The following is a 24,178-nucleotide window of genomic DNA, read 5'->3' as shown; positions in this document are numbered from 1 at the left end:
ACGGCTGACGCCAGCCGTGTTCGTCTTTATGCTCGCCACTTCCGATTCTTTTTTGCAGGCCCTTCATGTTCAACAACGATCGTCTACTGGTTCAGATCCTGCTGCTGGCCCTGTTCGGCGCTTGCCTGTGGGTGATGGCGCCGTTCTGGTCAGCGCTGGTCTGGGGCGCGGTGCTGGCCTTTGCCAGCTGGCCGCTGATGCGCCTGTTGACGCGCTGGTTCAAAGGGCGCGAGTCGCTGGCTGCGCTGGTCATGAGCCTGTGCTGGCTGTTGCTGGTAGCAGCGCCACTGGTGTGGCTGGGTTTCAATCTGGCCGATCATGTGCGTGACGCCACAGCCTTTGTCAGGGACGTCCAGGTCGATGGCCTGCCTGATCCGCCGGCGTGGCTGGCGGGCATTCCGTTCGTGGGCGAGCGGCTGGTCGGGTTCTGGACCACCATCGATCAGCAGGGCGCGGCCTTCATGGCCACGGTCAAACCCTATCTGGGCGAAGTCGGCAACTGGCTGTTGGCGCGCAGTGCGCAGATCGGCGGCGGCATCCTCGAATTGACCCTGAGTATCGTTTTCGCGTTCTTCTTCTACCGCGACGGACCGCGTCTGGCAGCCTTCGTACTCAGCCTGCTGGAGCGTCTGATCGGGGATCGTGCCCAGTATTATCTGGATCTGGTCGCCGGTACGGTGCAGCGGGTGGTCAACGGCGTGATCGGCACTGCCGCAGCCCAGGCGGTTCTGGCGCTGATCGGCTTCCTCATCGCGGGGATTCCCGGTGCGCTGGTGCTGGGTATTCTGACGTTCCTGTTCAGCCTGATCCCGATGGGCCCGCCACTGGTGTGGTTGCCCGCCACCGCCTGGCTGGTCTGGCAGGGCGAATATGGCATGGCCGTGTTTCTCGGCATCTGGGGCATGTTCATCATCAGTGGCGTGGATAACGTGCTCAAGCCATACCTGATCAGCCGTGGCGGCAACCTGCCTTTGGTGATTGTGCTGCTGGGTGTTTTTGGCGGGCTGCTGGCGTTCGGCTTCATCGGCCTGTTCATCGGGCCGACGTTATTGGCGGTGGCTTATAGTCTGTTGACGGATTGGGTGGGGCAGCGTCGCCATGCATAGGCGGTTCATCGTACGCGCAGGCAAAGAACTACGTTAAGTTGAATTCTTTCGAGGCGCGTATTCCTACATCTCGTTGCATGCGCGCCAACCGGATTTTATCCAGTTGGCGCTGTGACGTATGATTTTAAACTATGGGCCTATAATTTTTCCTCCTTGAGACCAGTTCAGATATTCTACCCAGTTGTTAGGAACTATTAGGTCTTCGGTTCTGCTATAAGCGACATCCTGCGAGTTAGTGTAATTTGGCTCTGCGGGCCCCCTACTGCCTGTCAAGCATGTAGCAATTACACGGCACTGTCCTTCCCCCCAAGGGAGCGTATTGAGGTAAGTGCATTTATTACTCGCGGGTGATCTTTGGAAGCTTTGCATGTCACATCCGGCGTAGCTTACACCGCTCAGAGCAGAAAGCGCTGCTGCGTATAATGTCATCCGTAGTTTGTTGTTCATTTCCATATTCTCGCATTGGTTTTGTTGAGCGGCCGCGCATGGGCGCGATGCCTGATTTTATTTTATGTTGTTTGAGTTAAAAGTGCTCAGTCTCCAAGGATAGACGGTTAGTCTATTTATTTTTGGCTGGATAAGGAGGTGTAACTATTTGCTCTAACGGTTCTTGTGATGTGCGTAATGACTGGCAATATTGAGCTTTTAGCAGCGGAAGATTTAGTTAGGTTGCCGCCGCTTATATGCATGGCGACGGCCCCGTTATCACGCCGCCGTATCGAGATACTGCCCGACCGGCTTACTGCCTTGCGTGTCATAGCGCTCACCCAGCGCGGCGATCATCTTGCTCAGGGCCTGGGCGGTGACTTGATTGGCCTGGGTCTGTTCGCTGTTGCTGTCACTTTGTTTCAGCGCAGAGGCCAGTTCAGTGGCGCTGATGCTGGCGTCGCTGTCGGTGTCCAGCGCGCTGAACAGGGTGGCACTGTCGGTGCTGCTGGCGGCATTCATCTGCGCCGGTGGCGGGCCAGCAGGCGGTTGCTGTTGTTGCAGGCTGGCGGTCAGCTCATCGAGGCTGACGGTGCCGTCCTTGTTGGTGTCCAGCGCATCGAAGACTTCACTGCTGCTCGCACTGCTGCCTGCGTTGGTCAGGCCGGTGGTCAGCTCTTCGCTGCTGATGGCACCGTCGCCGTCACTGTCCAGAGAGCCAAGCAGGTCTTGCGCCAGGTCTTCGGTCGACGGCCTGGCGGGCGGTGGAGGCGGTGCCATGGCGGCCAGTTCATCGGCATCCAGGCTGTCATCATCGTTGCTGTCCAGGTCGCTGAAGGCCTGGCTGAGGCTGACAGTGATGCCGTCCTTGCTGTTGCTCGACAGAGCCGTGCTCAGCTCGTTATTGCCGATGCTGCCGTCGCCATCCGTGTCCAGTTTTGCCAACAGCTCTTCCTGAAACTTCTTGCTGGCGGTGCCCGATGTCGCGCTGCTCGTGCTGGTATAGCTGGAAAACCCGCTGCTGCCGATCCCGTTGATCATTGCGCTCACTCCTCTGAGATGACGATGACCGGCAACGGTGTGCCGGTGCATGCAGCCTCAGGGCAGCGTTTGTCGAGGGGATGTGAGATGTGTAACGAGGCCGATACGCCGCTGTTTAATGACGAGGCAGATGCAGTACGGCCGTCAGGCCACCGCCGGGGGTCTGTTCAAGCGTCAGCTCGCCACCGATTCGTCGCGCCGCTTCGCGGGCAATGGTCATGCCCATGCCGACGCCACCGGAGTTACGATTGCGCGAGCCTTCCAGCCGGTAGAACGGCTCGAACACGCTTTCATGCAGTTCCGGCGCGATGCCGGGTCCGTGATCGATGACCGAAACCTTGACCCGATCAGCGCTGTCCTCGATCAAAATCCGGGCGCTGCCGGCGTAGCGCAAGGCGTTGTCGACCAGGTTCTGCAAGCACGAGCGCAGCGCCATCGGCTGGGTCTTCAGCGGCTTGCACTGGCCCTCGTATTGAACATCGTCGCCGTTATCCTGGGCGTTTTCGGCCTGTGATTCGATCAGCGCCTGTAAATCCAGATGCTGAAGCAATTCGGTCCTGCGGTGTTCGTTGAGGTACGCCAGGGTCGCGTCGAGCATGCTGATCATGTCATTGAGGTCCTGGGTCATCTGCCCGTGGAGCCTGGGTTCCTGAATCTGTTCGACGCGCAGTTTGAGCCGTGACAGGGGCGTACGCAGGTCATGGGAGACGGCTGCGAGCATGCGTCCGCGTTGCTGCATCTGCTCTCGCAGCTTGTGCTGCATCAGGTTGAAGGTCTGCGCGGCCTGGCGTGCCTCGCGCGGGCCGGAGATTTCCAGCGGCGGGCTGTCGAGGTTTTCGCTCAGGCGTTCGGCCGCGTCGCTCAAGCGCTGCACCGGGCGGCTGAGCGCTTTGGCACCGTACCAGGCGGCTATAATCAGGGTGATGAATTGAAAAATCAGCGGGACCACCGGACCGCCCAACAGTGGTGGTCTGGGTGGCGGCCTGTGTTGTTGGCCGTTCGAACCATCAGGTGGGCGGTGATCCTGCCCGGATGAGAATTCGGGCCCGGGCGGAGGCGGCATGGGGTGCATGCCGTAATTCATGAACCAGATGAACGCCAGCATATGCGCGAGCAGGATGGCCAGTAACGCCCCACCGAACAGCCGCGCGAAGAGCGTATCGAACCTGCGAATCACCCCATGTCCCTGGCATCGAACAGATAGCCTTCGCCGCGTACGGTCTTGATCATTTGCGGGTTCTTCGGGTCGTCGCCCAGCTTCTGGCGCAAGCGCGAGACCAGCAGGTCGATGCTGCGGTCGAAGGCCTCGATCGAGCGGCCACGGGCGGCATCCAGCAATTGCTCGCGACTCAGCACGCGATGAGGACGTTCGAGAAAGACCCGCAGCAGACGAAACTCGGCGTTAGACAGCGGCACGACAAGGCCGTCGGGCGCGATCAACTGGCGCAGCACGCTGTTCAACCGCCAGGTGTTGAACCGAAGGGTGCTGCGTTGATCGCTGCGTTCATCGCGTACCCGGCGCAGGACGGTCTGGATACGGGCTACCAGTTCGCGGGGTTCGAAGGGTTTGGCCATGTAGTCATCGGCACCCAGTTCCAGGCCGATGATGCGGTCGGTCGGTTCGCAGCGCGCCGTCAGCATCAGGATCGGGATGTCCGAGGTGCTGCGCAACCAGCGGCACAGGGACAAACCGTCTTCGCCGGGGAGCATCAGGTCCAGCACCACCACGTCGAAGGTCTGGTCGCTCAGGGCCTGGCGCATCTGGGCGCCGTCGGTCACGCCCTGTGCCTGAATGTTGAAGCGCGTCAGGTAATCGCACAGCAGCTCACGGATCGCCACGTCGTCATCGACGATCAGGGCGCGCACGGCCCAGCGCTGCTCGGTCGAGCTCGTTTCGGAGGTGCTGTCGGGAAATGCCTGCATGGTACGTCTGCCGCCTGGTGATGCCGCCATCACTGGCCGCTGTTGAAGATCAAGCCTCCGGGCATGCTACTTCGCCGGGAGGCGCGGCGAAAGGGTGCTGCGTTTGAATGTCCCGGGCATGTCGTGAATGTATCGGTATTGATACATAACCTGTGCTGCGATTCAGGATTGCGACCTTCGCTCGCCGACTTTTCGTATAGAGCCTAGCAGTTCTGGCAGTATCGGCCGCAGCGCTCCCGCACGTTAAATAGTGTCTGCACGGACGCACAACTGCCACGTTGCTCGCGACCGGACGCCTGATCGGCCATGCGCACCTCCGTTCAGGCCCATGTGTTATTGCCCATCGGTCCGGTGGGCCACCGTCAGGGAGAAGCATTGATGACTACATCCAGATCCACCCCTAGTGCAGCCGAGCAAACCCGGCAGGCCTTTCGAAAAAAACGCCTCGAGCGCGCCCGCCAAGACCCGGATCCGACGCCAGATGCACCTGAGTTGAACGGCGTGCTCGGAGCTATCCCTGGCGATGACAGAAACCTGTGGCCCAAAACGCAGTGGGGGAACGACTTGACGATCAGGGTTCCAAATTCCTTGGCATTGAACCCGGGCGAAGAACTTTATTTCGTGATGGATGATGTCCAGCTGGCTCACGTGGTGCTTCCCGATCCGGTCGAGGATAAACTTCGCGAATATGTGATAACGGCCGAGCAAATCAAGGATGAAGGTGTTTATAAATTTTTATACAAACACACCAATGGAGATGGCAACACCAACGCTTCTTCACCTCGCTCACTCAGTGTCGATCACCTGCCGCCAAACGGCGGAGTCGCTGGTCCATACCCCGAGTTGCCACAGGAAATCATCGATAACGGCCTGACGCTGGCGTATCTGAACTCTCACGCATCAGTAGACGTGAAGATTCCTCGTTCCAGCGATATCACGGCAGGTGATGAGATCCTGTTGTACTGGGGCCCGGTTGGCACGAAACAGGAGCCGGATCCGGTGGACCCCGTTGCAAGCTTGACTGTGACAGAGGACGCAGCCCTGCCGGGAGCCGCCCGCCCGGTCGTGGGCCTTGCCTCTGACGAAATCAAGAAGCTCACGCAGGGTCTGATTGCCGTGCTGTATCGCTACGTGGATCGAACCGGCAACCTCGGGCAGCCCTCTCAGTGGCAAGAGATCCATGTCGATCTTAATCCGCTGGCGGAAAACCTGGTAGCCCCGACGGTGCCTTTGGCGGACGATGGTCTGATAGACCGCGCTGATGCGCGTCTGAACGTATACCTGGAAATTCCAGCGCCCGGCTATGACAATCCGCAGCCTGGTGACCTTATCGAGGTCAACTGGGAAAACACCACGGTGCCCGCGGTGCCGCTCTCGAGCTTTCCGATGTCGATCTTCGTTGACTGGCCCACGTTATCGGAAGGCGGGGAACTGGATGCGCGCACCTTCAAAGTGAGCTACAGCGTGGTGCGAGGACTTGCGAGGACGCGCTCGCCAGAGATCGATATCGCGGTGGATTTCTCGGTGGCAGGCATTGATCCTGACCCTGATCCGGATCCTGCGGGGCCTGATCCGATCAACGACAAGCTGCCGCGGGTAGTCGTCAAGAGCCGGGAAGCCTCGCCAGTGGATAACGTGCTCGGGCCAGCCGACAAGGATCAGGATGCACAGGCGCAATTAACGCCCAATCCGGTAGTGGACGGGCAATTTCTGCGTTTGTATTGGGGCGCGCTGCCATCTTATGTTGATGAAGTGGCGGTCACGAATCCACCAGCCGATCCGGTTGTCTTTAACGTGCCTTGGGACAGGATCCGGGAAGGGGGTTACAGCGAAAAACTGCCTGTTTATTACAGTACCTGGAATGGGACCAACGAGCAGGAGTCTGTCCGCACCGAAGTGGATGTCAGAATTGTCGATGCGATAGGGCTGGCTGATGTGGAGTTTCCGGACAGGTATCCCGGTAACCCCACTACACCCATTATCAATTGCTGCTCGAAGCCATGGGACGGCATCAAAGCCCGGATTCCGGGTGATCCCGTCAACTTTGCGGTCGGTGATTCAGTGACGGTCAGTTGGCGGGGTTACGAGGATGCGCAAGGTAACACCGCTATCGATGGAACAGACTATACGGAGACCGTCCGTAACCTTAATGATGACCAGGTCAATAATGGCTTTATCGTCACGGTGCCTTACGATATTCATGTCGAGCCCATCGTGACCCGTGGCAGTGGTCGCGTGACGTACGTATTGACCAAAGCGTCCGGTCAGACCGGTACCCATTCAACGCTGGTCATCGTGACGCGATTGTTTGGCGCTGGCCCGTCTCTTTGTACTCCGGCATTTCCCGGAGATTGCTCCTGACATTGATTGTCGTTAACTCACTGACTTCGAGCAGGGCAATGCCTGATCTCTGTTTCGGCAGGCATTGCCTGTTCCTGGCTCGACTGAAGGGTGTATCGAGCGCTACGGCTCTAACGTTTCAGCCTGCCAGGTTCAACTAAGCAGGTCGCTTATAGTGCCAATCGATCTGTCGCCCTTCCCCCAAGGTTTTACACTTAAACCCGATCGGCGTTATGTGGGAATCATCCTACGAAAACATCGGATTGGTCCTGCATGAGTTTGAGGTGCAAGTCTGTAGTCTGCGCGGCCGCTCACTCATGACGGGCATGGCTGGAAGTGCGTGGCGCATTTCTGGCCCGACCCCTTGGCCCAAGGATGTTTATCCATGTCGATTTCAGATCCGGTTATGCTTCGCCCTTTATCGTTCGCGATCAGTCTTGCATCACTTCTGCCTGTCGCTCTATTCAGCCACACCGCACTGGGTGCCAATATTCCAGTGAAAGGTGTTCTGAACATTGATCAATTCTCCGCTGCCAATAACTACATCGTGACCGATGGGGGAACGTTGAACGTGAAAAGCGGTACCCAGCACGGTTCGGTAAGCGTACAGACGTCCACCCTGACGATGGCCGCAGGTTCTGCAATCGACTCTGCGGATCTGTCGCTCGGTGCGTCGCTGACCATGGCGGGGTCAACGGTCAGAAAAGGCCTGACGTTCAATGAAAGTCAGGGAACGATCGTCGGCAGCACACTGGTCAACAGCACGGGCAGCGGTCTGTCGGTCGTCAGGCAGCCACAAAATACCTTCGGGTCAACGGTGTCCCTCACTGACAGCACCAGCACCGGCATCACCAACGGTGCCTTGGTGACGCACTTCAGCCAGCTTGATCTGCACAACTCGCATCTGGTGGGGAATGGTGCCAACGGCCTGGGCCTGAGACTCGTTGCGGGGGTGGCCGAGGCCAGCGGCGGCAGCAGTTTAACCGGTACCGTCAATGGCGTACTGATCGTCGGGGAGCAGGTTTACCAGGAAGCCTCATTGACCCTCGACGGCAGCCATGTGACGGGGGAGAAAGGGGCCGCCATACGCGTCGCGCCATCGAGCCCGACCAACTCGTTGCCCATCGCTGTGATCAATGTGAATAACGGCTCCACCCTGACCGGCGGCAACGGCAATATCCTGGAAAGCGCTGGCGGGGCGGACGCCACCCTTAATGTCAATGCCAGCCATATCACCGGGAACGTACAGGTCGACGCGAGCAGCACGGCCACCCTCAATCTGAGTCAGAGCAGCTTCACCGGCGATGTCGTGGCCGAGTCCGGCGGTACGGCCACTGTGCAGCTGGACAACGGCTCTCTGTTGACCGGTCGGCTTGAGAATACACGCGGTGTGATCATCAACAACGGCTCGCAGTGGACGATGGTCGATAACGCCAGCGTCGAGAACCTCACGATAAACGGAGGCGTTGTCCTGCTTGGAGATCCTGCCGCGTTTTACACCTTGTCGGTCGCCAACCTGTCGGGCAGCGGCACCTTCAAGATGGACGTGGACTTCGGTGCAGCACAAACCGATTACATCGACATCACCGGCAATGCGACAGGCAGCCACCAGCTGTTGATCGGCAGCACCGGCAGCGATCCGACCACCGACACCAGCCTGCATGTGGTGCACGCTGAAGCCGGCGATGCGAGCTTCTCGCTGGTCGGCGGGCGCGTGGATCTGGGCACCTGGTCCTATGATCTGATCAAGAAAGATGAGAACGACTGGTATCTGGATGCTACCACCCGCACCATCGGCCCTGCGCCTCAGACAATCCTGGCCCTGTTCAACGCCGCGCCCACCGTCTGGTACGGCGAGTTGAGCAACCTGCGTACGCGCATGGGTGAGTTGCGCGTCAATGGTGGTCGCTCGGGTGTCTGGATGCGGACCTATGGCAATAAATTCAACGTGGCGAATGCCTCCGGCTTCGGCTACAAACAAGTCCAGCAAGGAACGGCCCTCGGCGCGGACGGCAACATACCGACTGCAAACGGGCAGTGGCTGGCAGGTGTAATGGCGGGACAGAGCACGTCCGACCTGAGTCTGGATCGCGGGGCCAACGGCAAGGTCGACAGTTATTACGTGGGTGCCTATAGCACCTGGCTGGACAGCGAGAGCGGCTACTACCTGGACGGTGTGGTCAAGCTCAACCGCTTTCAGAACAAGGCCCGGGTCAACCTCAGCGATGGCACGCGCACCAAAGGTGACTACAGCAATTCCGGTGTAGGTGCGTCGGTCGAGTTCGGGCGTCACCTCAAACTGGATAACAGCTACTACGTCGAGCCTTACGCCCAACTGATCGGGGCGTACATCGAAGGCAAGGACTACACGCTGGACAACGGCATGCGCGCCGAGGGTGATCCGACACGCTCGCTGCTGGGCAAGGTCGGTGTCACGAGCGGACGCAATTTTGATCTGGGTCAGGGGCGGACGGTGCAGCCTTACGTGCGGGTTGCGCTGGCGCATGAGTTCGTCAAGCACAACGAAGTGAAGATCAATGAAAACCGCTTCGACAACAACCTGTCTGGCGCTCGTGGTGAAGTCGGCACCGGTGTCGCGGTTGCCTTTTCCGACCTACTGGAGGCGCATGTGGACTTCGAATACAGCAACGGCAGCAGGATCGAGCAACCCTGGGGTGCCAACGTAGGACTCAGGTACAACTGGTGATTTGAGCAGAAGCGTCAGTTGTTTCGAAGGGGAAGGCCACCGGTCTTCCCCTTTTTCATGGGCACGACTCAAGCGCTGCACGAACAGTGACTTCGCTCGCCGGTTTTTCGTACAGGGCCTAGCAGACTTGCCAGTTTTAATTCAGCGCATCCAAGTAGTAAATCAGGATATCCAGGGACTGATTCCGGTTTCGTCGCACGATGAAACCTGGCCGAGAGACTAGAAAAATGACTGAATTCAATACGAAGCAAGACCTTAAGCCACCTGTCGTTGCTGTACTGATGGATGACGATGCCCGGTGGGATGAAACGGGTTTGCTACCTGCTGCAGAATTGACCTCTGCGCTCAGGGTGCAAGTGCCTGTCTGGGAGCACACGCCGAACCCAGGTGTTGAGGTTTATCTGGAGGCATTCTGGGATCAAACATTGATCTACACTCGTACATGGCGCGGCGATATTCCCTCCATTCCAGAGCAGGACCTGTTTTTCGAGGTGCCCGTAGACTATCTGATCCACGGTGTGTACGCGCTGCACTACTCTGTGAGCAACTCTGACGGCAACATGAACACATCGTCGAACCGAGTCGTCACGGTGGACGAGGTCATGCCTGTGTTGGGCGACAATAATGGTCAACTCCAGTTCGATACCGTCAATGTGACGGCGCAGTATCTGTCCGCACATGACGGTAAGCTTATAGGCGTAATGCCAGCGTACCTCCGCGGTAAGGCAGGGGACGTGGTGACGTGGTACTGGAGTGAAAGCCCCATCGACATCCCCGACAGCGATGTGGTGTCAACCAAGACGCTAGAGCGGGACGAAGCAGGCAAGGCCACGGATCTGGTGTTTGACGGCGAGATGATCCTGGCGCGCAAGGACGGCAAGCGGTATGCCTGTTACACCCTCAGTGATCGAGCCGGTAACCTTAGCCCGCATTCTCAGGCTGTGGAACTTCTGGTGGCGGCTCAACCCGTTCCCCGTGTGCTGCCGCCGCCGAAAGTGGATGAAGCGTCGGGTTCGGCAAGCTCCAGTACGCTCGATCCGGTGAACGCTACGCGCGGCGTCACGGTGAGGGTGCCTGACGACGCCGTCATTCTTCCGGGCGAGACGCTCTGCGTGCAATGGGCCGAGCCTGATAGCGTGGGTTCCTACCGCACTGAAAAAGCAGAGGCGCGAGTGGTCACGGTGCCGTCTACACGCATCGCCCAGCATTTCGGCGATTCGATACCTGTGTACTACGAGGTATTCGAAAGCGGAGTTGAAACCCCTCACCGCTCAGCCAGGCATACGCTCAATGTCTTGAACGTTACCGGGTTTCCTGTCGTGCAATGTGACAAGGTCTCGGGCGGGTCGCTGAAGCTTGGGAGCATCGCCGACGGAGGCAAGGCCAGTTTCACCCTTCAGAAGTGGTTCCTCATGGGGACTGACCAGTTCATCAATATCGAAGTTCGAGGCTCGGACGACGCAGACAGGCCGGTGGTGATCCAGGTGTTGAAGGAATATCGAGTGCCGCAGGTGGCCCAGATCATTGATGTCGGCAACATTACCAAGGTCGATCTGCAGCGCTTCAAGATCGGTCGGGAAATTGAGGTCAGGGTGCGGGTAAGCTTTGACGAGAAGCTCAGTTGGCAGATATTTCCTTCCTTGCAACCGAAGCTGGAGAGCTGATCATGACCCAGGTTGCGCAGACAATGAGTCTGCGCAACCGGTGCTATTTGTAGGTCATCGTGAAGCTGAGCGCTCCCTTTGCCAGGCCCGGCCGGACGGCGCTACTGGGGCCTGTCTGGTAGAACCGGGCGTTGAAATTCAACACGATATCCCCTGGCGTGATGGCCGTCAGGGGGACTTCGGTCTGCAGTTCCATGGGGGTTACGGCGTCGGCCTTGAGAATCTGGATGCCCAGTCCCTGGGCGCTCGAATCGCTGGTCAGGCTGAACACGCCACTGTCGGGCGGTCCTATCGGCGTCGAGCCTTTCACCCCATCGAGCTGGATATGGGCCGTGGCGACAAACCCTGCACGGGTGTCCGTTTCGCAGTTGCTCAGTGCAATGCTGAAGGGCACCGGGGGAGTGGTGAAGCCCGGCCCGGTGAAGTCTGTTGTATCCCACTCACCCAGCTTTACCGGATCGGCACTGACCGGATTTGCGCCGACGCTGCACTGGGCCTGAATCACGGTGCCGACCACTGCGTAGCGCATGATCCTGCCAAGGGTCGTCACGCTCGCGGACCACAGCTCGCTGCCATCCAGCACTTGGGGGCCGCTGGGAATCGGTCCGGTCTTGATCAAGGTAACGCGATTGGTCAAATGCGTTATCTGAAGCGAGGTGAGCATTTTCTGATGATCGTTGAGCGCGAGGTAGGGCACGCTAGGGTCGCCGTCCACGGGTACAAAGCAATTGGCACATACCGCTGGTGCCATGTACGGAAAGCCCAGTTTGACCCTTATACCGACGCCTGGAATATTGGTCTGTATGATCTTGCCGGTCACGTCTTCGCCATTGATCGGGTCCACGATGCCCGGAAAAACCGGCGCTGTCGCGACCGCGTTAAACTCGAGCAGTGCGGTTCCGTCATTGGTGCAAGCCGCTTCAAGCCCGGCCAGATCGGTCGTACGTGCGTTCATGTCGACGGTGCCGATAACGCTCCCGATCCGTGCGTCTCTGGCGACGTACAGCGTGCCGACATCGCGACGAAAGTCCTTGATTCCCGGACTGGAAATCCAGAAACAGTCATTGGTCGGGGTAGGTGCCTTCACCGCTGCCAGGGCGGTCGCGCTCTGGCTGACGGCGATGGCCATGAGGCCTGAAGCCAGGCGGTTCGTTACTTTATTCATGCGGGTTTCTCTGGGTGGGCGGCGCGCGTGCGTCGTACCTGCTTTCATGGGCTGCACATCAGCGACTGCACTCGATAGCCTTTATTCAGGGGCATCCGGGCAGGATCGATGTGCAGTCGGCACTGTGGCTCGACCTCCTGGCCCCAGCGTACGTCAAGGATTTGCGGGTGCATGCCGGTCGAAAGCACGATCTGTCCTCCCTGACCGGTGATCCCCATCAGGTTGCCCTGCGCGTCGCTGACCTGGGCACCGAAGGGCAGCATTTGACCATCGCGGGTACGTGCATGGAGGATCAACCGTGTGACCTTGCGTGCTGCAAAGGTGGTTTTGACCACTGCGCCTCGGGCGGGAAGCACTTGAGCGCTGCCGTTATCAATCTCCACTTCCGGTCCCAGTTCGTTGGTCTGCAGAGCGATCTGGTTGTACCGATACGGACGCAGATAAGGCACCAGCGCGTAGCCGCGGCGGTCTGTCTTGACGCCCGTCGCATTCATGATGCCTACGTCTGCTGTTTCGGGTACTTGTACCAGCGCGATGGTATCGCCAAGGTTGGGGCCCAGCTCAATGCCGTCGTCATGCAGCAGTACGGCCCCATTGGCAGTGATCGACGCGCTTCGGTAATCGCTGCCTTGCGTCAGCCCTGCGCCGATACCGCCGAATGCCGTCTGGTAACCGATCGCAACGCCCGCACTTTGTTGCTGGCCGTTGTCGTTGCTCAGGCTGGTGCGATAACTCAGCCGGTTGTCGTCCAGGCTGCCGCTCAGGCTGGCGCGCTGGCTTTGACGGTTGGCGCTGTTCTGCAGGTCGAACGTGACGTTGCTTGAGTGCCCGAAGTCGAGGGGCATGGACACGCTGAGTCCGACCTGCCGACTGCTCTCGCGGCTGCGGCCATCGCTCAGTGATTGAGAGGCGTAGAGGTTGTAGTTAACGCCTGCGTGCTGGGTATTGACGTTGAATTGAAACTGCCGCTGTTCGCGGTCGCTGTTCCAGTAATCCTGCTGTGACAGCGTCAGGCTGACGCTGCTGCGCGTACCGAGGCGTTGATGAATTGAAGCTTCCAGACGGCTCCGGCGACTGCCCCTGAACGTACTGTCGTCGCTGCGCTGGCGCACCGCTTCATCAAAGTCTCTGTAGCCCTCGGTGGAATAGCGATAACCGGCGAAACGCAGGTTGGTGTTGGTCGCGAATGCCTTTCCGTACTTGAGGGCATGACTCAAGCCCTGCACACTACGTTGCCCGGGCTTGTCGATCTCTGCGTTCGAATGCGTCAGGTCGAAGGCCAAAGCGCCCAGAGAGCCCATGTCCCTGGACACGCCCAGCGCTGTAGCACGGTAGAAACCGCTCGCCATCAGGCCTGAGTAAAGCGTTGAGTTCCAACCCGTGCCCAAGGCCAGCGTGCCCTGCCACAGCCAGGGTTGTTCGGTAGCATCGAGGCCGTTGTAACGGCCCAGTGCGGCGCTGTATTTCCAGACGCCTTCGCGCAACAGGTTGTTGATAGTGGCGTAGGGTTGAATGAAGCGTCGGACCTGACCATCGGCCTCGGTCAGCACGATTTCGAGTTCGCCATTGCCCGCAGTGGTCAGGTCATCGATCTCGTAGGGGCCGGCGCTGACGTATGTGGAATAGATCGGATAGCCGTTCTGCAACACTTCAAGTTTGGCCCTGCTGTGCGCGACGCCACGCACCACAGGCGCATAGCCTTGCAAGGTGTCGGGGAGCATTTCCTGATCCGTTCTGATTAGCGCCCCCTTGATCGGCAGACTCCGGAAAACGTCCCCGCTGGTGTAGGTTTCGCCCAGGGTGAGGTTCGCATGAGCGCCTGGGATATCGCGTTGTGCGTAGGCATAGGCTCTCGTCCATTCGCGACGGCCTTCTTCGTCGTGACGCATGCTCTGATTGCTGCGCAGCCGCCACGCACCCAGGTTGATCCCGGTATTGAGATACAGGTCTGCGCTGTTGCGTCTGCCCATTGCACGACCGGTGCTCTGTTGGGCTGAGGCCTGATAGCTGAAGAACGCTGCGTTGATGCCGTAATCCCAAAGCGCTGGATCTGTGCGGCCTATCGCATCACGGCGCATGGCGATTTGCGGAATCGAAATCGCCAGGTGCAGTTGGCTGCCATCAAACTCGATCTGAGATCCAGGCACTGTCTGCAACAGATCGACACAGCGTTCCTGCAGCCCGGACCCGTCGGCGAGACTCTCGGTGCGCAGGCCCATTTGCTCCAGCAGTTCTCTGGACAGGCAGGGCAGCAGGCGTTGGTGTTGCGGGTCGAGCTCAAAGCGGATATTTCGTTGGCCGAAGTAACGCATATTGATCTGGATTTCGACCCAGTGATCGCCTGGAGCAACGTCCTCGGCATTCGAAAGCAGATCCAGCGCTCTGATCGCGGCATCGTCTGAATAGGCGGATCCCTGGCGCAGAAAGCCGGACTGAAAGGCGGTGGGTGGTGAGGCCATGGCCGGAGTGCTTTTCAGAATCAGGGCGCCGCTGCTGCAAACGATCATCAAATGCATGAAACGCAGGCGCACCGGTATGAGCCCGGGGTCGGGTAATAGGGGCATGTTCAATGTCCTGGGAAAGAAACCGGTCGAGGCTTTTTTAAGGTGCCAGCGTGGCCTGGGCAGTCAGCGCGGTGCTGTAGCCGCCGTAATCGTTGATGGCGGAAAACACGACCTGCAGATCCGTTGTGGCTTTCATGTCGCTCAGGTCATAGCTCTGAGAGGTGAACGGACCCAGCATGGCGGCTTGTTGGAGTTTTTCGGTCCTGCCATTGCCTATGACTTCAAGGCGAATAAACGACACATGAAAGGGGCCAGGATTTGTTGCTACAAGCTGCGTCTTGCCAGCAACTTGTTTCACCGTCCATTGCAGGTCCTTGAGGCGCGACATGGGGTTGTCTTTCAACTGGGCGGGACGATAGAACAGTTTCAGCCGCGTACGCAGTGCGATGTTCAGAACGTTGCTTTGCGTATTGTCTGCCTGGGGAATTTCCTGAACATTGAAAAAGAACAACGATTCCCGATCATCCGGCAAGTCATTGGGCAAACCGTTGATCTGCACTTGTTGTTCCTTGCCCGGATTGAGGCGAAACAGGGGCGGCGAAGATGCAAAAGGCACCAGGCTGGTGGTGTCGTCAGCCACAGTGTTGACCCAGGTCTGGACCGCGAACGTTCGGTCGCTGGGGTTGGAGATGATGACCGATGCGTTGCGTTTGTCGCTGTTGAACACAACGCGGGTCATATTGACGGTCAACGCGGCCTGGGCAGTGGGCACGGCAGCGGCAAGCATGAGTAGGGCGGTTCCGATACCCAGTGCATGCCTGATGGAGAAAGGTTGACGGGTTGCGCTGATCATGAGGGTACTTACCTTGTGCACCCGGCCCTTGGCAAAGGGCCGGGTGCATGCAGACGCTTGCGGTGAATGGCGCGTGGACCATTGCACTAGAAGCGGGCGAATGGACGTTTCAGTTCACGGCTACGACAAACTGCACGTCTGCCGATGCAACACCGGCAGTGACTGCCGCTGCAGTCGAGCGGTAGTAAGCGGCGAATGCCATGTCGGTGATGCCGTCCTCGACCAGCGGATACGCTGCAGAGGTGCCCCCTGGCTCGATGGATTTACCGGTATGGTCCTTGATGACGATTGCCACGCCCGTGGCACCATCGGCGGTAGGGGTGACGGCGAAGTAGTCGCCAGATGCGTCGGACGCTCCGTTGAAGGTGACGGTGGCCACGTCGCCGGTGCCGGTCAGGCCGCAGGTGCCTGTGTCGTTCAAGCGCAAGGCAAACCGCTTGCCACTGTACTCCTGACCGACCTTGGTAAAACGGCTGGCTTCGATGCTGCCCATTTTTACCAGGTTGCCGACCGAGCCATCCCCGGGGTTGACCACTTCGATGGGGCAGGTGCTGCTGGTGATTTGCCCCTCGAAGTTGATGGTGCCGGTGTTGGCGAAAGCTGAGGTGCCTGTCAGTGCGGCAGTCAGGGCCAGTGCAAATGCAGATAGAGTCGTTTTCAAAGTAAGACCTTATGCGGTTTAAGTTACAAAATTTATGAGTTACAAGATATTTATGTGAATCTTTGTTTCATTATTTTAATGGTATGCGCTGTTGTCATGACGGGCAGAAGTTTAAATCCAGGTTTCGTCTCTGACATAGAGTAAAGTTGGGTTTTTCGGTGACGTAGTTTGTAGGAAAGATCCTATTTAAACTAAGGGTGTGCGAATGGCTGGCAGTGAGAAATAGATACTGCTTTATGGATGGGTTTTGAAGTCGCTTTGGGAGCAACTTTGGACATGAACTGTTACATGCTTTGGAAAGCGTCAAATATAAGCTGCCATTCAGGCGTTGTGTGGCCTACCTGCACGTTTGCAGACGCAAGCCATTTGATGCTTCCGCCGACAAAGCATTTTTCCTGTCGGCGGAAGTCATCCGGCTACAGCTCTACGCCCTCACCAGCATATTTAATTCATAAGCGCCTGGCTTGGCATTTGATGGTGTTGCCATAACGCCTGTCAGCTCTGCTTTCGTGCTGTCGAAACCAGTAGCCGGCGCAGCGCTTCGGGTCACTGGCGCACTGGCGTTCGGGGCGCTCTGCAGGGTTGGCGTATGGGGCACCGCGCTGCCGCCGGCAGGTCTGGCTGCCTGGGCACCAGGCTTGCGTAACGCGGACGCGCCAGCCGTCACGACGCCGGGTTTCAATGCGGTTCTGGGTATTTGGGGTGCTTCGCTGAGTTTGGCTACGGTTCTGAACGGGTCGTCACCGGCGTCGGATAACCCCGAGGTCACTGACACAATGCTCGATCTTGTGCTCTGAGACGCCGTGGCCCTGGCTGCGGCTGCAGCAGACCGGATCGTGCTCAAAAGAATTAAACCGCCAAAATCCAGAGGTATCGCTGCGTAGCCGGTCCACATCGACACCTGTAAGGCGGTCGCGTCGTTCGCAGCAACGGCGTAGAATTGAGCGCTCGTCGAAATGATGCTCAGTCCTGTACCCACAACCGTCGCTGTAGCGGCGACGGTAGCGACTGTCGTCGCTGTAGACGCTGTCATCGTAATCCCCGCAACCGTGACGGGGCCGGTGATCGGGGCGGCAGCGCCAAGCGTACCCACGGTAAACGCGATGCCTATCGCAGTGACAAACACACTGACCGCGACCCCCAGCCATGCCTCCCAGCCGGCGCCTCCCTTTTCGGCTGGATACTGATCCTCATCCGGCCGCCGCAACCGGCCACTCTGGCTGCTGGCGTCGTGACCAGTGGGGTCGCGCAGGGCGATCGGATTGCCCAGGCAGTAGACGTAGGGGTTGACGCCACCGGAGCCGAAGGGGCTGAGATAGTCAGGGGAATGGAAGCGCATCAGGCAGGGGTTGTACGCTCGATAGCCCCTGCCCAGCAGATACCAGCCACTGCCCGGCTCACGCGCTTCGCCGTTGAACCCAAGCGTGCACAGCAACGGCTCATCAGCGTGCTGTTCGCCATAGGCGTTGTAGACCGCTGTGCGAAGTTTGTCGCGCTGAAATTCGCCGGATACGCTTCTGCTCGCGTCGGTCAGCAGCAGCACGCATTCATCGTCATTACCCTCACCCTCGGTTTGCTGGGCCAGCGGCTCTTCACCGACGTACAGGTATCGTGTGTATGTTCCATTCAGGACACTCGAACTCAACTGATGTCCCTGATAGAACCGCAGTGTTTCGTCGTCGCCATGACGGGATGCGACCAGATTATCGTGGCTGTCATAACGGTACGTACTGAGGGGCTGACCTTCAGCAGGCGTGACACTCAGCAGGCGATTCTGACTGTCGTAATCCAGTCGTTGCCCGCGTTCATCATTGAGCAGATTGCCGTTCGCATCGTAGGTGAAGACTGGATCGGGTGTGGCTCTGGCCGGACTGTAACTGATACTCGACAGTCGGCACGGGTCGTCGCTGGCGTAGTGGAAATTTGCTAACTCGCTTGAGTCGGGAAAGCTGGTCTTGGCAAGCGTGATATTGTCCAGCGCGTCGAAGGTGAATAACTGACTGACGATTTGCCGTCCCAAGGCGTCGCGCGGCAGCGTGCTGCCTGAACACCTGTGGTTCGTCAGGCGACCACGGGTGTCGTAGCTGAACAGTTCTTGCAGCAGGCTGGTATCGGCCTGTTTCAAGTGCCGGCTTTCCAGCAGTCCGTCCGCTTGCCATACCTGTTCAAGGGTGCGTTGGTGCTGTTCATTCATGGACTGGGTTCGCAGCACTTCCCGACCCTGGCTGTCGTATTTGAGCGACGTGGTCAGGGCAGTATTGGCTGCGTGGTCTTGCGCGACCATACGCTGCATCTGGCTCAGGCCGTTGTATTCGAAGGACGCCTCGAGGCTGCCCTGCTGAATCCTTTCGACCCGGCCTTGTGCGTCATACTTAAACACCGTTTCAAGTGCAGGCTGATTGTCCTGCTGGTGCTCGGTGCGTTTGAGCTGCCGACCCTGCAGCGATGTCTGATGAGCCGTTTTCCAGGGCTTGCCCTGATGATCAGTCCAGGTTTCTTCACGCAAGCGGTTGAGAACGTCGTAATCATAAACACGCGTGCCCTGAGCGTTCCGGGTGCGCGTCAGGCGAGCGCTGACAGCGTCATAGTCGAACTCGGAACTTTCGCCAGCAACCGTACTGACGCTGGATACAATCTGGTCCGTAAGCGCCAGGTTGTAGCGGTAGGTGATGGTCTCGCCATTGGCCATCGTCAGCGTGCTGGCCTGCTTTTGGCCTCCCTCGTAGGTGTACTGTTCTGTGCGCGTTCCCACGCGTGTTTCGGTCATGCGCTCCAGTCCGTCGAATGCTTGCGTGCCTGCCACGGTTCTGGTGACGCCGTCGGGGTGCGCCACTTCCAGGGACACCGGCAGTTCCGCGCTGCTGTGCTGCGCATAGTCACGGCGCACCATACTGGTGTCAGGCAGGATGGTGGTGATCATCCGTGACCAGGCGTCGTAACTGAACTGCGTCTTGTGCTGAAGCTCGTCGGTCTGCTGCGTGCAGCGGCCCAGCCCGTCATATAAAAAGCTGCGCTTGCCCAGTTCGTTGCCGGCTTCGTCCCGATCGATGATCCGGTCCGGCTTGTTGAACAGGTTCAACCAGATCTCACTGCGGTGGCTGACGAGGGGAGTGGGTCCTGCGCTTGCAATCCAGCTGCGCTGAACAGGATTGTTGTGTGCTTCGTTGCCAATGGGGTCGACGATCCGGTAGCTCCGTACACCGTCCACACCTGTGATGCAGCAGCGCTGGTTCCAGTCGTCGTAGGCGAAGCTGCGTGTCAGTGCAAGAGGCGGCAGGTCATCGCCCAGCCAGTCAAAGGTGGTCTCTTGCTCAAGGTTGTTCCATTTGTCGTAGGCAGCCGCGAAGATCTGCTGCATGGCGAACGGGTCGTTACTGTTCAGGTGGCTCTGCTCCTCATGGATCGCGCGCCCCAGCCCATCCATTCGTGTACGGGTCAAGACGCCGCGGGCGTTGGTCAGCACCTGTTCGGCCTGCTCTCCCTGGTTGGCACACAGGAAATACTGGTACTGACGACGGGCTTCGAAGGGGGTGCCCGGTGCGACCGTTTCAAGGGTCAGCCGGTTGAGCGTGTCATAGACCTTGCGCGTCTCGACGCCGTCTTCACGCACCAGCAGCTCGTGCGAAGTCAATGTAGAGAGCTGGCGCAGAACGGTCTTGCTGACGTTGTCAAACCCGGTGCTCACGTGTTCGACGATCTGTTGCACTGGTACGTTCAGCTCCGGGCTGATGAGCGTGCTGTAGGTATACGCCGTGACGATGGAGTGGCCGCCCAGGGTCTGGGTTCGGGACTGGATCTGCCCGTGCTGAGCGCGGTCGCCGGGTTGGTTGACATGCTTGAGTTGAATCTGTTGCAGCGCCGGCTCGCTGTCGACGCCGTCGGCGTCAAGCTCCACCGTTGTCTCGCCCTCAGCCACGATCCAGTCAGGCATCTGGAACTCGTCGTCAAGCTGTCTGGTGAGCGCCGGCAACGCTGTGTAGCGATAGCGCGTGCACACGATCTGCGCTGTGTTCTGCGACGAAGCTGCGGGTGTGGTGGTCTTGTCTTTCAACTTGTCGATAAAACCCTCCGGGCTCGCAGGGCAACCGTCTTCGCCTTCAGCGGGGTACCAGGTGCTGGTCTCCCGGATCCCGTCTGCACGGATATGGACCAGCAGGTTGCCGTGTGGGTCATAGGTCTTGCTGGAGGTTTCGCTGCGACTGCGGGTGAGCTCCGGGCTGGACGGGTTCTGTTCTGTCCAGGTCGTCGTGACCTCTTTGGGCAACAGGCAATAGGCGGGTTGCATGGCGTACTTTACGCGGGGCTGGATGTAATAACTCGTCTGCACGGTCTTGCTGTTGTTGTTCTGAGTGGTGACTTCCAGTGTCTGCAAATGAAAGCGATTGAACGTTCGTTCGATGCTGCGCACTGCCTTGTCGTCAACCCACAGGCTTTCGGTGCAGACATAGTCATATTCATCGATATATTTGAACAGGTTGTCCAGGCCGTTATCTTCCCAATAGATGTTCAAGCCCGCGCCCAGAAAGTTGCGTGAGCGCTGCTGACGATCCTTGTAGGTGTAGCGCACGTCGATCGTGTGTTGAGAGAAACCCGGCGTGGTGATGTGTCGGGTCACTCTCGGTATCGGCTTGCGATTGGCGCTGACGGGAAATTCATGGCCGGTGTCAGTGTAAAGAATGTCTTCAGTGGCGCCCGTCGGAGTCCGTACATGCTTGATGCACAAAAATTCATCGGTTTTGTATTCGTATTCGAACTGCCATGAAGCGTTGTTTTCAGTGGGCAGCGTGATGCGACTGACACGCTTGTCGGCAGTAGCCAGCGACAGGATGAACGTCGCCGACAGACTGCTATCGGTCGTTGGCAGGAGCCCCACTTTGACCGAGGTGCTGCTGCGTGCGATGTTCAGCAGGGTCTGACCCTCATCATCGGTGATGGATTCGAGCATGAATAGCGAGTTGTTGAACGGCGTGTGCTTGAGTTTGATGCTGTGGCCTGAGGGCGCGATGATCTGCACCGGCCAGGCCACGCGTCGTGTGCCACTGCTGTGCACCTGAAGGATTTCCACCAGCCCGGATTTGTGGGCGATGCGAAAAGAGGTCTCGCTCTGCTTATAGAAGTGAAACGTGTCCAGCTTCTTTTCCGACATCGTCAGCGGGATCTCTGCGGCGGCGATGTTGTCGATGTAGCGGGTGTAGCGCGTGCGTTTGGCGTAACGGGTGCTCTTGGTGTAGCGGGAGTGACGGGTACGTTTGGTGTGCCGCGTACGCTTGGTATGGCGTGTGCTTCGTGTGCTTCGTGTGCTGCGGGTACGCAGGCGGTTGTCAGCACTGCCCGTGCCGTCAATGCAGAAGGTTTCGCCCGTGCCCAGCGACAGTATGTGAGTGCCCAGGTCGTAACTGGACAGTTGCAGGCTCCAGCCCAGGCCGTAGCCGTTATCCAGCGTATTGAGCTGGCTGTAGGCAAGTCCCAGTCCAATCCCCGGCCCCCGCAATCCGTTGCTCTGCACTTCGGGCATGTTGATGGAAATACTGTACAGCCCGGTTCGCGGGTCAACGCCGCTTTTCAGGCAACTCATGAAGTTGAGTGCGTTGGAGTGTACTGAGGTGGAAGTTGTCATGGGGCGGACCTCGCTGATAGGGAACGAGACAGCGCACCGATGTTGATGATTGTGCAATCCATGCGCCGGGTCATCGAGACCCTTCATGCCGCGCCATGACGGACGCCTTGAGCGCTGAGGGTCATGGCCAACCCTAACATCCCGGCGCGGCCTGCAAACCTAGCAGGTGTGCGAGTAGGCAGATGTATCGAGCTGACGTAAAAACGCTTTATCGGCAGCCTTGACTCTGGCTGTCAACACGAGCACTTCGAACGTCAAGCGTCGCAGGAGCGATCGTTATGAGAAGGGGTTTACCACCGACGGTTCCGGATTTAAAGCAGCCGCAGAACTACATTGACCTTGACCAGTTAGGTGCAGATTCGCTGTTGACCTATATCCCGGGTGTCCAGGACGGCGACACTTTCTATCCCAATTGGCGAGGCTGCGCTGCCAACGGTGAAGTGGTGGATTTCTTTGACGACCTGGTCGATGTGATCGACCCGCTACCCGAAGGCATGCCGGTGAGGATCGACAATGCGCTGCTCAAGGCGCTCGACCAGGGCTGGGTGTTCTATTCCTACCGTCTGGTGGACGGCAGCCTGCCTGACGGCGTGCAGGAGTCCTTGCGCACGTTCTTTTTTGTGGGCAAGCGTCTGGACGCATTGCAAGGTCTGGCTGTGGCGCAGTGCAAGGAATCTCAGGGTCTTTATCTTGACCCGGATATGCTGAATATCAAACGTCAGATTCTGATCGTGACGTTGCCCTATCAGGCCATGCGCGCAGGAGACAAGGTGACGCTGACCCTCGATCGTTATTTTGATCCAGATTCGTCGTTGCCCAGCCTGACACTTGCTCAAACCGTATCGGAGAAACAGGTGGGAGCGCCCCTGGAGTGGCACATCGATCCCACCGAACTGCTGATAATCGAGGACGGTTTCGTCGAGATAAGCTACAGCATTGAATACGCCGATCCCACGTTATCGCCCAAGACACAGTCGCCTGTTCAGACGTTCTACGTCGTCAGTCCCACAACCCCTCTGTTGCCTGCGTTGACTATCAAGGATTTCAATGGCGGTTCACTGGATCCAGACGCCTACCCGGACGGTCTCAGGCTGCTGGTGGAACCTTACCCCGGCCTTCAGATCCATGACGACATTGTGGTGTACGTCACCAGCGAAGACCGGGTGGTGAAGTCGCTGCGCGCTGACCTTTCGACGCTCGACAGCGGTGTGTTGGAGTTCAGGCTCGCCTACGACTGGCTGAAGGACAATGAGGGCAAGGAAATCGAGCTGATGTATCAGTACGCTCGACCCGGTGCCGCGGGGAGCTCTTTGCCGCGCGAGGTCATTTTGAGCAGTCCCCTCAATCTGCCGGCTCCTGATATCGATGAAGCCCGCTTCGACAGCTCTGACGGTGAAAACGTCAAGGGGCATATCTTTGCTGTGACGCTGGACAAAGGCGTGACTGTCCGGATTCCGCACGATGCTTCCATTGGCCCGGGTTCTCAGGTGCAAATGCACTGGGATGGCCATGGCAGTACCGGGAGCTTTATCGCCGATCCCTCGGACAGCAATCCAAATCTGTTTTTTATTCCGCCTGCCGCCGTGCCCGCCAATATGGATAAGCGTGTGGACGTGTATTACAAGGTCACCCCCACCACGGGGCTGCCTGGTACCTCATGGGTTTATGACCTGGAAGTCAGAGGCATCAAAGATGGCTGGCCGCTCATTCAATTCATGCGTCCAAAGGCCACGGATGCAGTGCTATCGCTTGCCATGGTGTCCGACGAGGGGGCCGGCCTGGACCTGGCGGGATGGATTTACATGGCACAGGGGCAACGTGTACGCATCAGGGCAAGTTGCCTCGCAGAGGGCGCGACTCGACGGTTCGATCTGCGCACGGGTGCTGCAGAGCCTGTTACCGCAGCCGAGCTTGCGGCCAAAACAGTGTCGGTGATCTTTCCAAAAGTGTTTTTGGCAGAGTTGGACAGAGTGGGCTCAACCCCTTCGAAAGTCCACAGCCTGACCGTCGAAGTGAGCTTCGATGACGGGGCCAGTTATGTGGCCTTCCCGTCTGTCAACTTCGACGTCACCGACTGATTTGATCAAGCTTATCTACTTAATAGCAAGGAGCGTTTGCCATGGATGGCAACTCACTGGAAAGCCTGCTGGCCTGGATGAGGCTGGCGCAGA

Annotated in this window: 13 protein-coding genes; 5 read left to right on the top strand and 8 right to left on the bottom strand. The window is 58.5% G+C overall.

The genetic code is table 11. From position 1 onward, the window contains the following. Positions 1-65: 65 nt before the first annotated feature. Positions 66-1,106, top strand: coding sequence for an AI-2E family transporter (locus tag BUB69_RS19040; RefSeq protein ID WP_073169441.1), 1,041 nt, complete (start codon positions 66-68; stop codon positions 1,104-1,106). Between the two features lie 705 nt (positions 1,107-1,811). Here BUB69_RS19040 and xopAW read toward each other — a convergent pair. The 3 genes from xopAW to BUB69_RS19025 form a co-directional block, all read right to left on the bottom strand. Further along, entirely contained in the window at positions 1,812-2,573 is a 762-nt protein-coding gene (gene xopAW, locus BUB69_RS19035) for a XopAW family type III secretion system calcium-binding effector (RefSeq protein WP_073169439.1), read from the bottom strand. A 115-nt stretch (positions 2,574-2,688) separates the two neighbouring features. Then, a complete protein-coding gene (locus BUB69_RS19030; RefSeq protein WP_073169437.1) occupies positions 2,689-3,750 on the bottom strand; it encodes a sensor histidine kinase in 1,062 nt (353 codons plus the stop codon). Then, complete coding sequence (locus BUB69_RS19025) at positions 3,747-4,496, bottom strand: response regulator (RefSeq protein WP_073169435.1); 750 nt, start codon at positions 4,494-4,496, stop codon at positions 3,747-3,749. The genes BUB69_RS19030 and BUB69_RS19025 overlap by 4 nt, the downstream gene beginning before the upstream one ends. Positions 4,497-4,802: 306 nt before the next feature. Here BUB69_RS19025 and BUB69_RS19020 point away from each other — a divergent pair, with 306 nt between their 5' ends. The 3 genes from BUB69_RS19020 to BUB69_RS19010 all read left to right on the top strand — a co-directional run bounded on the left by BUB69_RS19020 (position 4,803) and on the right by BUB69_RS19010 (position 11,207). After that, positions 4,803-6,857 carry a hypothetical protein gene (locus BUB69_RS19020; protein WP_175561782.1) on the top strand — a complete coding sequence of 685 codons (2,055 nt, stop codon included), beginning with the start codon at positions 4,803-4,805 and terminating at the stop codon, positions 6,855-6,857. 364 nt (positions 6,858-7,221) lie between these two features. Beyond that, on the top strand, positions 7,222-9,543 hold the full coding sequence (locus BUB69_RS19015) for an autotransporter outer membrane beta-barrel domain-containing protein (RefSeq protein ID WP_073169433.1): 2,322 nt from the start codon (positions 7,222-7,224) through the stop codon (positions 9,541-9,543). Between the two features lie 227 nt (positions 9,544-9,770). Further along, positions 9,771-11,207, top strand: coding sequence for a DUF5011/hyalin repeat domain-containing protein (locus tag BUB69_RS19010; protein WP_073169541.1), 1,437 nt, complete (start codon positions 9,771-9,773; stop codon positions 11,205-11,207). Between the two features lie 43 nt (positions 11,208-11,250). Here BUB69_RS19010 and BUB69_RS19005 read toward each other — a convergent pair whose 3' ends face one another. From BUB69_RS19005 to BUB69_RS18985, 5 genes are all read right to left on the bottom strand, one after another. After that, positions 11,251-12,336 (bottom strand): fimbrial protein, encoded by a 1,086-nt coding sequence (locus BUB69_RS19005; RefSeq protein ID WP_245825302.1) that lies wholly within the window; start codon positions 12,334-12,336, stop codon positions 11,251-11,253. 80 nt (positions 12,337-12,416) lie between these two features. Then, positions 12,417-14,936 carry a fimbria/pilus outer membrane usher protein gene (locus BUB69_RS19000; protein ID WP_073169429.1) on the bottom strand — a complete coding sequence of 840 codons (2,520 nt, stop codon included), beginning with the start codon at positions 14,934-14,936 and terminating at the stop codon, positions 12,417-12,419. Positions 14,937-14,973: 37 nt separating this feature from the next. Continuing rightward, entirely contained in the window at positions 14,974-15,729 is a 756-nt protein-coding gene (locus BUB69_RS18995) for a fimbrial biogenesis chaperone (protein WP_073169427.1), read from the bottom strand. Between the two features lie 109 nt (positions 15,730-15,838). Next, the gene (locus BUB69_RS18990) at positions 15,839-16,390 is read right to left on the bottom strand and encodes a fimbrial protein (RefSeq protein WP_073169425.1); all 552 of its coding nucleotides are present in this window, start codon (positions 16,388-16,390) and stop codon (positions 15,839-15,841) included. 424 nt (positions 16,391-16,814) lie between these two features. Further along, positions 16,815-22,007, bottom strand: a complete 5,193-nt coding sequence (locus tag BUB69_RS18985) for an RHS repeat domain-containing protein (RefSeq protein ID WP_245825301.1) — start codon at positions 22,005-22,007, stop codon at positions 16,815-16,817. Between the two features lie 278 nt (positions 22,008-22,285). Between BUB69_RS18985 and BUB69_RS18980 the strand changes: the two genes are divergently transcribed. Then, positions 22,286-24,085 (top strand): hypothetical protein, encoded by a 1,800-nt coding sequence (locus BUB69_RS18980; RefSeq protein ID WP_073169421.1) that lies wholly within the window; start codon positions 22,286-22,288, stop codon positions 24,083-24,085. Positions 24,086-24,178 lie beyond the last annotated feature (93 nt).

Origin of the sequence: Pseudomonas asturiensis (genome assembly GCF_900143095.1) — a bacterium.
GTDB lineage: Bacteria > Pseudomonadota > Gammaproteobacteria > Pseudomonadales > Pseudomonadaceae > Aquipseudomonas > Aquipseudomonas asturiensis.
Note: the sequence above shows the minus strand (reverse complement) of the source record. Positions and strands in the feature narration are given on the sequence as shown.